Origin of the sequence: Pandoraea terrigena (assembly GCF_902459705.1) — a bacterium.
GTDB classification, from domain to species: Bacteria; Pseudomonadota; Gammaproteobacteria; order Burkholderiales; family Burkholderiaceae; genus Pandoraea; species Pandoraea terrigena.
The window spans coordinates 44,762-56,524 of record NZ_CABPRU010000013.1 but is presented as its reverse complement, the minus strand read 5'-3'; the positions used below and the strand labels follow the sequence as shown (position 1 = coordinate 56,524).

The window sequence follows — 11,763 nt, the reverse complement described above, 5'->3', positions numbered from 1 at the left end:
AACGCCGTGTGTCGGCGTGCGCACCCGAAAACGGCAGTCTGGCACCTGCCCCGCGAACGGGTCTTGCGATGGGTCAAGCGCGAGCGTGCTCATGCCACGCGATGCCTGCGGCATGACGCCGCAGGCGCTGGCCCTTGCACCGAGCGGACTGTAGGCCGACGTCAGCCGGCGCGGGCTTTGGGCGGCTTGCCGCCCAGCTTCATGCCGAGGCCTCGCAGGAATACGCGCAGTCCGTCGGCCTTCCCCAACTGCGGCCGATGACGGAAGACGTCGTAGTTGACAGCTTCGATCCTGTCGAGGATGCGCAGCCCGCCATGCACCACGCAACACAGTTCCAGGCCGAAGCGGCCCGGCACTCGGTTGGCGAGCGGCGCACCGCGCAGCATCATCCGCCGGGCGAAGTCGACTTCGTAACGCATGAGCGCGCGCCAGCGGTCGTCGAACGTCTGCGCGCCGATGTCGGCATCGCTCACCCCGAAGCGGGCCATATCGTCCTGCGGCAGATACACGCGCGCCTTGCGCCAGTCGACTTCCACGTCCTGCCAGAAGTTGATGAGTTGCAGGGCCGAGCAGATGTCGTCCGAGCAGGCAATGTTCTCGGGAGTGTCGAGCTTGAACAGGCCGAGCATGATGCGCCCGACCGGGTCGGCCGAACGGCGCGTGTAGTCGCGCAGATCGGCGAATGTCGCGTAACGCTTGACCTCGATATCCTGATCGAACGCGCTCAGCAGGTCGGAGAACGGCTGGACCGCGAGCCGATGCTCGGCAATGACACGTGCAAGGACCGCGAACAGCGGTCTGTCGGGTGAGGTGGGCTGGCCGGCGGCGATCTTGTCGAGTTCCGCCTGGTAGGCCGCGAGGCCGGCGTGACGCTCGGCGTCGGAGGCATCGCCCTCGTCGGCAATGTCGTCGGCCGTGCGTGCGAAGTTGTAGATCACGCCCACCGGCGCGCGCATCTCGCGCGGCAGCAGGATACTGGCGACCGGGAAGTTCTCGTAATGCTCGATCTTGGCGTCGGAAGTCATCGGGCGGATGGGGCAAATAGGGCAGCGCGGCTGCGCTGAGGGCCCCGAGATTCTATGCTATCGTTCCGAATCCTGGCGGGAAAGTCGCGCCAATCCCCGGTATACTTCCCTCCTTGCAAGAATCCCCTGAGTTTTTTCCGTGGTGTCACCCCGTTCCCCTGCACGACGAGGAGCCTCGTGAGCGTCGCCGAACCCATCGAAATGTCGCCTGAGCCAAGCAGCGCACGTGTGGCGTCGGGCAGCAGTTTTTACGCTGCCATGCGCATTCTGCCGTCTGCGCAGCGCGAAGGCATGTTTGAGATCTACGCCTTTTGCCGCGCCGTTGACGACATTGCCGACGACGGCGAAGACACGTCGGCGAGCCGCATGGCGCGTCTGGCCGCGTGGCGGCGCGATCTGGCCGATCTGTACGCCGGACGCCCGGCGCCGTCACTCGCGAACCTTGCCCGCGTGGTCAAGCAGTTCGACCTGAAGCACGATGACTTTCTCGCCGTGATCGACGGCATGGAAATGGATGCCTGCGGCCCCATCGTCGCGCCCGATCTGCCCACGCTCGATCTGTATTGCGATCGCGTGGCGAGCGCGGTGGGCCGTCTGTCGGTCAAGGTGTTCGGCATGCCCGAAGCGGACGGTATCGCGCTGTCCCATCACCTCGGCCGCGCACTGCAACTCACGAACATCCTGCGCGACATCGACGAGGACGCCGGCATCGGCCGCGTCTATCTGCCGCGCGAAACGCTGGCCGAAGCGGGCGTCGTGGACGCAACGCCGCAAAGCGTCGCCGCCGCCCAGCTCGACCGTGCCTGCGCGCCGCTCGTGGCGCAAGCCCATGAACACTACGCGAAGGCGCGCGCGATCATGGCGCCGTATCCGCGTCGCGTGGTCATTGCGCCCGCCGTGATGGCCAAGGCGTATGGCGCGATTCTCGACAAGCTCATTGCGCGCGGCTTTGCCGTGCCTCGCGAGCGCGTGCGTGTGCCGCGTTGGCGCCTCATCCTGATGCTGCTTCGGCAGATGGCCTTCTGATGTCGGGTACGGTTCACGTTATCGGCGCCGGTCTGGCAGGCCTGGCGGCCTCGGTCAGGCTTGTGACGCGTGGCGTGCCGGTCGTGCTGCACGAGGCGGCACCGCAGGCGGGCGGGCGCTGCCGCTCTTACTTTGACCCGCAGTTGAACGCCGTGATCGACAACGGCAATCACCTGGTGCTCTCGGGCAACACGACGATGCGCGAGTTTACGCGCGCCATCGGCGCCGAGCACACGCTGACCGGTCCCGATCGCGCGGAGTTCGCGTTCGTCGATCTCGCGAGTGACGAGCGCTGGACGGTGCGCCTCTCGGAAGGGCGGTTGCCGTGGTGGATCTTCGATCACAACGCCCGCGTGCCGGGCACGAAGTGGTCTGACTATCTGTCGCTCGCGCCGTTGCTGCGCGCCGGGCCCGACGCGACCATGACCGACGCGATGCGTTGCCCGCCCGCGCTCTACCAGCGTTTGATTCACCCGCTGTTCCTCGCGGTGCTCAACGCCGATCCGGCCGAAGGCTCGGCGCAGATGGCGGCCGCCGTCATTCGCGAGACGCTCGCGGCGGGCGGCAAGGCCTGTCATCCGCTGATTGCGAGCGACGGTCTGGACGCGTCGTTCGTCACGCCCGCGCTGGCGTTCCTGGAAGCGAAGGGGGCGCGTGTGATGATGCAGCACCGCGTGCGGACGTTGGGCTTTGCGCCAGACGGCAGCCGCGTCGAATCGATCGATTTCGGTGACGGGCCGCAAGCGCTGGCGGCAGACGATGCCGTGGTGCTGGCCGTGCCGCCGAACGTGGCGGCGGCGTTGGTGCCGGACCTGACGACGCCCGACGAATACCGGGCCATTGTCAACGCGCATTTCCAGGTGCCGCCGCCGCCGGGCTGCCCGCCGATGATCGGCGTGGTGAACGGCGTGAGCGACTGGATATTCGCTTTCGACGGCCGGTTGTCGGTGACGATCAGCGGCGCCGACCATTTGCTCGACGAATCGCGCGAATCACTCGCGTTGCGCATCTGGGAAGAGGTGGCGCACGCCTGTCAGGTACCCGCCACGCCGATGCCGGTATGGCAATTGGTGCGCGAGAAGCGCGCCACGTTTGCGGCAACGCCGGCGCAGGACAAGCGTCGCCCCGGCGCGCGCACACGCTGGCGCAATCTCGCGCTCGCGGGCGACTGGACGGCCACCGGCCTGCCCGCGACCATCGAAGGCGCGCTGCGCAGCGGCAACCGGGCGGCCGAGGTGTTGCGCCCCGCCTGAGACTTGTCGAATCGTCTCGCGCACGCGCCGGGCGGCAGAACCCGGCACGCATTGTAATGACACTGTTTAACCGGTGCGCACCCCGCGCCGATCACACGCCTTTGAGTAGGCAAGAACGCCATGGACACGATACGCGATGCTTCTGAAAAGGAAGCGCGACGCACGGCCACTGCCACGGCCGTGGACCTCAAACTGCATACCGAGCTTGCCCAGAAGGTGAGCACGGCAATGGCGACGCAGACGCTCGAGACGGGCATCGACCGCTCGATCACGGCATTGCTCGACCTGCAACAGGACGACGGTCACTGGCTCTTCGAACTGGAAGCCGACGCGACGATTCCGGCCGAATACGTGTTGCTGCGTCACCATCTGGCCGAGCCGGTCGACGCCGAACTCGAAGCGAAGATCGCCGTCTATCTGCGCCGCATCCAGGGCGAGCACGGCGGCTGGCCGCTGTTCCATCAGGGCAAGTTCGACATGAGCGCGAGCGTGAAGGCGTACTTCGCGCTCAAGATGATCGGCGATCCCGTCGATGCCCCGCACATGGTGCGTGCCCGCGAAGCCATTCTCTCGCGCGGCGGTGCGCAGCGGTCGAACGTCTTCACGCGGATCTTGCTGGCGCTCTACGGCGTACTGGAATGGAAGGCCGTGCCAATGATGCCCGTCGAGATCATGTTGTTGCCGCAGTGGTTCCCCTTCCATCTGTCGAAGGTGTCGTACTGGGCACGCACCGTGATCGTGCCGCTGCTCGTGCTGCAGGCCAAGCGTCCGCGCGCGCGTAATCCCAAGGGTGTCGGCATCGACGAGCTGTTCATCGGCAGTCCCAAGGACGTTGGTCCGCCCAAGCGGGCACCGCACCAGAGCCGCTTCTGGTTCACGTGCTTCTCGGGTGTCGATCATGTGCTGCGGGCACTGGATCCGTTCTTTCCGAAAAAACTGCGCGAGACGTCGATCCAGCGTGCTGTCGCGTTCGTGGAGGAACGCCTGAACGGCGAAGACGGCCTCGGTGCGATTTATCCCGCGATGGCCAACGCCGTCATGATGTACGACGTGCTCGGCTATCCGGAAGATCATCCGAGCCGCGCGATTGCCCGTCAGTCGCTCGAGAAGCTGGTGACGCCCGCCGATGACGAGACCTATGTGCAGCCGTGTCTGTCGCCGGTGTGGGACACCGCGCTGACCGCTCACGCGCTGCTGGAAACCGGCGACAAACGTGCCATCGACATGGCGGGCAAGGGGCTGAAGTGGCTCATTCCGCTGCAGATCCTCGACGTGCGCGGCGACTGGATCTCGCGCCGGCCGAACGTGCGGCCGGGTGGCTGGGCCTTCCAGTTCGCGAACCCGCACTACCCGGATGTGGACGACACCGCCGTGGTTGCCATGGCGATGGATCGTTACGAGAAGCTGGCCGGCACTTTCGAGAGCGACACGGTCGACGCGAGCTCGCGGCCGATGCGTCATGCCATCGATCGCGGCACGGAGTGGGTCATCGGCATGCAGAGCAGTAACGGCGGCTGGGGGGCATTCGAGCCCGAAAACACCCATCTGTATTTGAACAGCATCCCGTTCTCGGACCACGGGGCCTTGCTCGATCCGCCGACGGTGGACGTCTCCGCGCGATGCCTGTCGATGCTCGCGCAGTTGCCGCCATCGCCACAGCGCAAGGCGTCGGCCGACCTGGCGTTGAAATACATCCTCGACGATCAGGAAGCCGACGGCAGTTGGTACGGCCGCTGGGGCATGAATTTCGTGTACGGCACGTGGTCGGCGATGTGCGGCTTGCAGGCGGCGGGGGTGTCGCCGTCGCATCCGGCAATGGCGCGCGCGGCGCAGTGGCTTCTCTCGATCCAGAATGCCGACGGCGGCTGGGGCGAGGACGGCGAGAGCTACAAGCTCGACTATCGGGGCTACGCGCCGGCACCGAGCACGTCGTCGCAAACGGCGTGGGCGCTACTCGGCCTGATGGCGGCAGGTCAAGCCGACGACCCGGCGGTCAAGCGCGGCATCGACTATCTGCTGAACACGCAGAATGAAGAAGGGCTGTGGGACGAAGCCCTTTACACGGCGACGGGTTTCCCGCGGGTGTTCTATCTGCGTTATCACGGTTATCGCAAGTTTTTCCCGCTGTGGGCACTCGCGCGCTACCGGAACCTGACGGTGCGCAACCACTGTCCAGTGCCCTGCGGCATGTGACGCGCCCCCATGACTCCGTCCCCCATGACCCCGCCCATCATCGTGGTGACCGGCATGCCCTTCGAAGCCCGCATCGCGCGCGGTGACGGGGTGGTCGTGGTCTGCGCGCAGAACCACACGCTTGCGTCCGACCTGGAGGCCGCGATGGCGCCTGACGGCGCGCGTGGGCTGGTGAGTTTCGGCACGGCGGGCGGGTTGAGGCCCGGCGTGACGCCCGGGCAGTGGGTGATTGCGCACAACGTGCTCGATATGCCCCAGCAGGCGCACGCATATCTGTCCTGCGCGGCCTGGGCCAATGCACTGCGTCGCGCCATGCCCGACGCCTTGCGTGCCGATCTGGCCGGTGTGACCGCACCTGTCGTGACGGCCGATGACAAGGCCGCGCTGTGGCGCGAGAGCGGGGCGGCGGCGGCCGACATGGAGTCCCACATCGTGGCACGCGTGGCACACGCGCATGGACTGCCGTTCGTGGCCGCCCGCGTGGTGATCGATCCGGCAGAACGCTCGCTCCCTCCCGCGGCGCTGGCCGGGCTTCGCAGCGATGGCTCCACCGATATCCTCGGCGTGCTGCGCTCGCTCGCCGTCAATCCGCGGCAGTTGCCGGCGCTGTTGCGCGTCGGGAAAGACGCCAGCCGCGCCAGACAGGCCATGCGTCACGGACGCCGGATCGTCACCCTCGAACTGGGCGACGGATTTGGCGCGGTGGCCGCAGGCATTTGATCACAGCGTCGTTCCGCGCCATTCTCTGCCCGCCGGCGGTCATCAAAAAGCCAGCGCGTCGTTGCCGACGGGCTGGCTTTTTGTTGCGGACCGCTGCGGTGGGTATCCCGGTTCAAGCGTCCGACGATTGTTGCCCGCGCGCCTGGGCGCGCCCCTTCCACATGCCGCCACGTCCGCGCCAGTGCTGCAGCGCCGAGTCGAATGTGAAGACGGTGTAGAGCGCGGCGACGAGCGGCAGCAACGGTCCGAAGCCCGACGGCTGACGGTAGAAGCGCAACATCGGCAGGTAGGCCAGCGTCATCGCCATCCAGGCGAACAGGCCCAGCCACTGGGCAATGCCCGTTGCGAAGATCGTCATGACGGGCGGCACGATGAACGTGAGCAGCAGCGAGGCGAGCGTGCCCGCAAGCAGCACGGGCGAGTATTGCAACTGCGCGTAGGCCGTGCGCGACACCATCTTGCGAATCTCGCCAAGGTTGTCGTAGGGACGCACGCTCACGGCGCGCTCCGTCAGCCCCAGCCAGATCGCGCCTTGCTGCTTGAGCAGGCGTCCCATGGCGCAGTCGTCGATGATCTCGTCGCGAATGGCTTCGATACCGCCACCGGCTTCGAGCGACGCGCGATGGATCAGCATGCATCCGCCTGCGGCCGCCGCCATGCGTTTCTTCGGATCGTTGACCCACGCGAACGGGTAGAGCATCTGGAAGAACAGCACAAACGCGGGAATCAGCGTGCGCTCGAACCAGGCGGTGCAGCGCAGCTTCGCCATGAGCGAGACGAGCACGCGGCCATCGCCTTCGGCACGCGTGACCAGACGACGCACGTTCTCCGGCGAATGCGCGATGTCGGCGTCGGTATGCAGGAGGTAATCGGGGGCGGTCCCATCGTCGTTCGTAGCGGGGTCGCTCGCGAACGCGACCCCCTGGCGCACCGCCCACAGCTTGCCGGTCCAGCCGGCGGGCAGGGGCTGGCCGCCGAGCACGTCCACGCGGCGCGTGAAGCCGTCGGCGGCCGCCTGCGTGGCCGCTTCGCGCGCGAGATCGGCCGTGCCGTCGTTGCTCTGGTCGTCGACGACCACGATGCGCAGCCGTCCGGCATAGTCCTGGCGACACAGCGACGCCACGACCTGGCCAATCGATTCCGCCTCGTTGCGCGCGGGAATGATCACTGCCACCGCAGGCCAGACGTCGGGCACGGGCAGACGGTCTTCATCGCTATCGTCGCGCTCGCGCGCGCGCCAGAAGCCGCCCTGGGAACTCAGCAGGTAGATCCAGATGCCCAGCGACAGCGCGGCGATCCAGGCCAGAACCGTCATGTCAGATATCCGGCATTGCCAAACCAGGCGAGCGCGTCTTGCAGGCCTGTGGCGTAGGGACGGGCGGCGTAGCCGAGGTCGCGCTTCGCCTTCGCGGACGAGAAGTACATCTGGTACCGCGACATCTTCAAGCCATCGACCGTGACGAACGGTTCTTTGCCGGTGAAGCGTGCGACGCCCTGCGCCGCCATGGCGAGCGGATAGAGCGGCCAGCGCGGCAGGGCGATCTTCGGGGCGCGGCGCCCCACCATGTCCGCGATGCTGGCGAGCATGTCGCGCAGCGGTACGTCGTCGCCGCCAAGGATGTAGCGCTCGCCGATGCGGCCGTGCTCAAGGGCGAGCAGATGGCCTTCGGCGCAGTCGTCGACGTGCACGAGGTTCAGGCCCGTATCGACGAACGCGGGGATCTTGCCCTGCGCGGCCTCGACGATGATGCGTCCCGTCGGCGTGGGCTTGATGTCACGCGGCCCGATGGGCGTGGACGGATTGACGATCACGGCGGGCAGGCCGTCGTTTGCGATCATCCGCTCGACCAGACGCTCGGCCGCGACCTTGCTGCGCTTGTAGACGCCGATGGTCGTGGCTTCGTCGTTGGGGGAGGTTTCGTCGACCGGGCCGACGGCGTCGTGCACCCGCAGCGTGGCAACACTGCTGGTGTAGACCACGCGCCCGACGCCTGCGCGCAGCGCGGCTTCCATCACCGTGCGCGTGCCTTCGATATTGGCCCGCATGATGTCGTTGGGGTCTTTCGCCCAAAGACGGTAGTCGGCGGCCACGTGGAGCAGCGCGTCCACGCCGGCGAGTGCGCGCTGCATTGACGCCGCGTCGCGCATATCGCCTTCCACGACCTCGACGGGCAGGTCGGCGAGGTTCGCGCGCGGACTGGTGCCGCGCACCAGCAGGCGAACCTCATGGCCGCGCGCGAGCGCCGTGCGTGCGACGGCGGAACCGACAAACCCGGAGGCGCCGGTGACCAGGACACGCGATGGCATTTACGCCTTGGCCCGGCGCAGTTCGTCGAGCTTGATCTCGACGTGCTTGGAGAACACGTATTCGGCCGGGCGTTGCTTGGCGAAGGAGATGTCGTCGGCCATCGCGCCGTCGGTGCGCACCCCCTTGAGGGCCACGCCCAGCGCGCGCAGCGGATGCGACATCGTCTCGTTTACCGCCGTGGCTTCGAAACCGCTGTGCACCATGCAGTCGGCACACTTCTCGTAGTTGCCCACGCCGTACTTGTCCCAGTCGGTGGTGTTCATCAGTTCCGTGTACGTCTTGGCATAGCCTTCGCCAAGCAGGTAGCACGGACGCTGCCAGCCGAACACGGTGCGCGTCGGGTTGCCCCACGGCGTGCAGTGGTATGAACGGTTGCCGGCGAGGAAGTCGAGGAACAGGCTCGACTGGCTGAAGGTCCAGTTCTTGCCGCCGTTGCCGCGCTTGAGAATGTCGCGGAACAGTTGCTTGGTCTTCGAGCGGTTCAGGAAGTGCTGCTGGTCCGGGGCGCGCTCGTAGGCGTAGCCCGGCGACACGGTAATCCCGTCGAGGCCCATGTCCTTCGTCGAATCGAAGAACCTGGCGACCTTTTCCGGATCGGCATTGTTGAACAGCGTGCAGTTGATGTTCACGCGGAAGCCGCGCGACTTGGCCAGCTTGATGGCGGCCACGGCACGCTCGTACACGCCGTCTTGCGACACGGCGGCGTCGTGCATTTCACGGTCGCCGTCGAGGTGAATCGACCACACGAAGAACGGACTTGGCTCGTAGTCGTCGATCTTCTTCTCGAGCAGCAGCGCGTTCGTGCACAGATAGACGAACTTCTTGCGCGCGATGATGCCCTTGACGATTTCGGGCATTTCCTTGTGCAGCAACGGCTCGCCGCCGGCAATCGAGACCACCGGCGCACCGCATTCGTCCACGGCATCGAGCGAGTCCTTGAGCGAGACGCGCTGGTTCAGGATGGGATCCGGATAGTCGATCTTGCCACAGCCCGAGCAGGCGAGATTGCAGCGGAACAACGGTTCGAGCATCAGCACCAGCGGGTAGCGCTTGTTGCCCTTGAAGCGTTGTTTCATCAGGTAGGCGCCAACATACGCCTGTTGCAGGAAGGGGATGGCCAAGTTCGGCTCCTGTTCGTAATGCGTTAGCCGGCGACCGCTTGTGGCGCGGCGACCGGCTCGTCTTTGGTCAGTTCCGACGGCAGGCGAAACTGGATGGTTTCCTCGATGCCGTCCATGAGAGTCACTTCGACGGTGTCGATGCGACGCAGCGCGTCGATCACGTCTTCGACCATGCGCTCGGGCGCGGACGCCCCGGCGGTGATGCCAATGCGGGCCTGGCCGCGCACCCATGCCGGATCGACCCCGGTGCCGTCGGCCACGAGATAGCTCGGCAACCCCATTTCGGCGCCGATTTCACGCAGGCGGTTCGAGTTCGAGCTGTTCGTCGCGCCCACCACGATCAGCACGTCCACGCGCTCGCACAGCTCGCGCACGGCGGTCTGGCGGTTTTGCGTGGCGTAGCAGATGTCCTTGGTGTCCGGGCCGACGATATCGGTAAAGCGACCGTGCAGCGCAGCAATGATACCGCGAGTCTCGTCGACCGACAGCGTGGTCTGCGTCACGTACGAGACCGGGGTGTCGACGGCCAGCGGCAGCGCGCCGACGTCGCGCTCGGTCTGGACGAGATGCACGGGACCATCGATCTGGCCCATCGTGCCCTCGACTTCCGGATGGCCGGCGTGTCCGATCAGGATGACGTTGCGCCCGGCCGACACGTAATTCTTGCCTTGCAGGTGCACTTTGGTGACGAGCGGGCAGGTGGCATTGAGTACCCGCAGGCCGCGCGCCTGCGCTTCCTGTTCGACGACGCGTGCCACGCCATGCGCACTGAAAATGGTGACCGCGCCCGCCGGGGCTTCGGACAATTCGTCGATGAAGCGCGCACCCTTGGCCTTGAGCGAATCGACCACGTGCTTGTTGTGGACGATCTCATGGCGCACGTAGACCGGGGCGCCATATTTTTCCAGGGCGCGTTCCACGATCTCGATGGCACGTATGACACCCGCACAAAAACCGCGGGGTTGGGCAAGGAAGACTTGCATTCAGCTCTCCGGCTCAGGTCGGCCGGGATGGCGGTTCCGATCGAGTGTCCATGTCTTGATCGCCATGGTCTCGTGGGGCACGCGGCGCCAGTGTCGATGGCAATTCGCGCGCACCCTTGGGGGGACCGCCGTCCGGTCGTTTGACAAGCGACGATTGTAACCGCCGTCGCCAAATGGTGCTGATCACCCCCGGTAGGGAGAGACCAGCGCATGTTGCTTGAAAGTTGACGAATCGGCGCGCATCGGGCTCGGATTTGCGCCGAAGGTGCCACCCAGTTGCCGCTGACGCCCCCCGGCCCGGCGGCGCCGGGCACGGCGGGCGTCGTCAAGCCGTTGATTTTACTTGCCGAAACGTGCGTTCTTGTCGCGCAGGTAAGTCACCAGGCCGTCGATGCCGCCCTGGGCGATGCGCGCCTTGAATTGCGGCTGGTACAACTGGATGAGCCACGCGTTCGCCACGTTCTCGCCCATCATGTTGATGTCGTAGATCTTCCAGCCCTTGTTGGTCTTCACCAGTCGATAGGCTACCGACAGGTTGTCGCCTGTGCCACTGACCGAGGCGCCCACCACCACGTCGCTGCTGCTCGCGGTCAATTTCGCCGGCGTGAACTTGAACGCGATCTGGGTGCCGCGCACCTGAGAGAGTTGCAGCGCGAAGGTGTTCACGAGCAACTGCTGAAATTGTTCGAAGACCTGCTGCTGCTGGGCCGGGGTGGCCGCGTCGAACGCCTTTGGGCCGACGGCGTAGCGCGTGGTCCGATGGAAATCGGTATAGGGCAGGAAGTCGCGGGCCACGACACGGGCGGTGGCGGCGACATCGCCGTCGCGGGCTGCCGCGTCGGCCTTGGCCGCCTTGACGACCGTCTCGACCGCCGTCTTCACCAGGTCATTCGGATTGTTGCTGCTCGCCTGTGCCCAGGCGCTGGATGCGACGCCGATGCCGCTGAATGCGACGGCCGAGAGCGCCGTCACCAGAAATTTGTTCATACCGTCTTCGTGGGTTTCAATCGGGTTGGCCGTAGTGTAGTGCACCGGGCCTTGTATACTGCTGCGATTTCGTAAATTCACCGTTTCCTTGTCTTCCATGAATGGATCGACGGCCGTCGTCCGCGATTGGTTCCCCGGTATCGCCTG

10 protein-coding genes are annotated in these 11,763 nt (G+C 66.0%); 4 read left to right on the top strand and 6 right to left on the bottom strand.

All coding sequences use genetic code 11. The features are described 5' to 3' along the window. Positions 1–161 precede the first annotated feature (161 nt). A complete protein-coding gene (gene hpnC, locus PTE31013_RS20910) occupies positions 162–1,025 on the bottom strand; it encodes a squalene synthase HpnC (RefSeq protein ID WP_150614563.1) in 864 nt (287 codons plus the stop codon). Positions 1,026–1,202: 177 nt separating this feature from the next. On the opposite strand from hpnC, the gene hpnD reads away from it, so the two are divergent. The 4 genes from hpnD to PTE31013_RS20890 all read left to right on the top strand — a co-directional run bounded on the left by hpnD (position 1,203) and on the right by PTE31013_RS20890 (position 6,217). Beyond that, positions 1,203–2,051, top strand: coding sequence for a presqualene diphosphate synthase HpnD (gene hpnD, locus PTE31013_RS20905; protein WP_150614562.1), 849 nt, complete (start codon positions 1,203–1,205; stop codon positions 2,049–2,051). Beyond that, positions 2,051–3,304 carry a hydroxysqualene dehydroxylase HpnE gene (gene hpnE, locus PTE31013_RS20900; protein WP_150614561.1) on the top strand — a complete coding sequence of 418 codons (1,254 nt, stop codon included), beginning with the start codon at positions 2,051–2,053 and terminating at the stop codon, positions 3,302–3,304. Before hpnD ends, hpnE begins: the two co-directional genes overlap by 1 nt. A 228-nt stretch (positions 3,305–3,532) precedes the next feature. Then, positions 3,533–5,497, top strand: coding sequence for a squalene--hopene cyclase (gene shc, locus PTE31013_RS20895; protein WP_150614640.1), 1,965 nt, complete (start codon positions 3,533–3,535; stop codon positions 5,495–5,497). 24 nt (positions 5,498–5,521) lie between these two features. Then, a complete protein-coding gene (locus tag PTE31013_RS20890) occupies positions 5,522–6,217 on the top strand; it encodes a phosphorylase (protein ID WP_246174780.1) in 696 nt (231 codons plus the stop codon). Positions 6,218–6,329: 112 nt separating this feature from the next. On the opposite strand, the gene PTE31013_RS20885 is transcribed toward PTE31013_RS20890, so the two are convergent. The 5 genes from PTE31013_RS20885 to PTE31013_RS20865 all read right to left on the bottom strand — a co-directional run bounded on the left by PTE31013_RS20885 (position 6,330) and on the right by PTE31013_RS20865 (position 11,616). Beyond that, on the bottom strand, positions 6,330–7,532 hold the full coding sequence (locus PTE31013_RS20885; RefSeq protein WP_150614559.1) for a glycosyltransferase: 1,203 nt from the start codon (positions 7,530–7,532) through the stop codon (positions 6,330–6,332). Further along, positions 7,529–8,524: a hopanoid-associated sugar epimerase gene (gene hpnA / locus PTE31013_RS20880; protein ID WP_150614558.1), complete on the bottom strand. Its 996-nt coding sequence runs from the start codon at positions 8,522–8,524 to the stop codon at positions 7,529–7,531. Before hpnA ends, PTE31013_RS20885 begins: the two co-directional genes overlap by 4 nt. Then, entirely contained in the window at positions 8,525–9,646 is a 1,122-nt protein-coding gene (gene hpnH, locus PTE31013_RS20875) for an adenosyl-hopene transferase HpnH (RefSeq protein WP_150614557.1), read from the bottom strand. It lies immediately after the preceding gene. 23 nt (positions 9,647–9,669) lie between these two features. Beyond that, complete coding sequence (gene ispH / locus PTE31013_RS20870; protein ID WP_150614556.1) at positions 9,670–10,629, bottom strand: 4-hydroxy-3-methylbut-2-enyl diphosphate reductase; 960 nt, start codon at positions 10,627–10,629, stop codon at positions 9,670–9,672. A gap of 339 nt (positions 10,630–10,968) precedes the next feature. After that, positions 10,969–11,616, bottom strand: a complete 648-nt coding sequence (locus tag PTE31013_RS20865) for an MlaC/ttg2D family ABC transporter substrate-binding protein (RefSeq protein WP_150614555.1) — start codon at positions 11,614–11,616, stop codon at positions 10,969–10,971. Positions 11,617–11,763 lie beyond the last annotated feature (147 nt).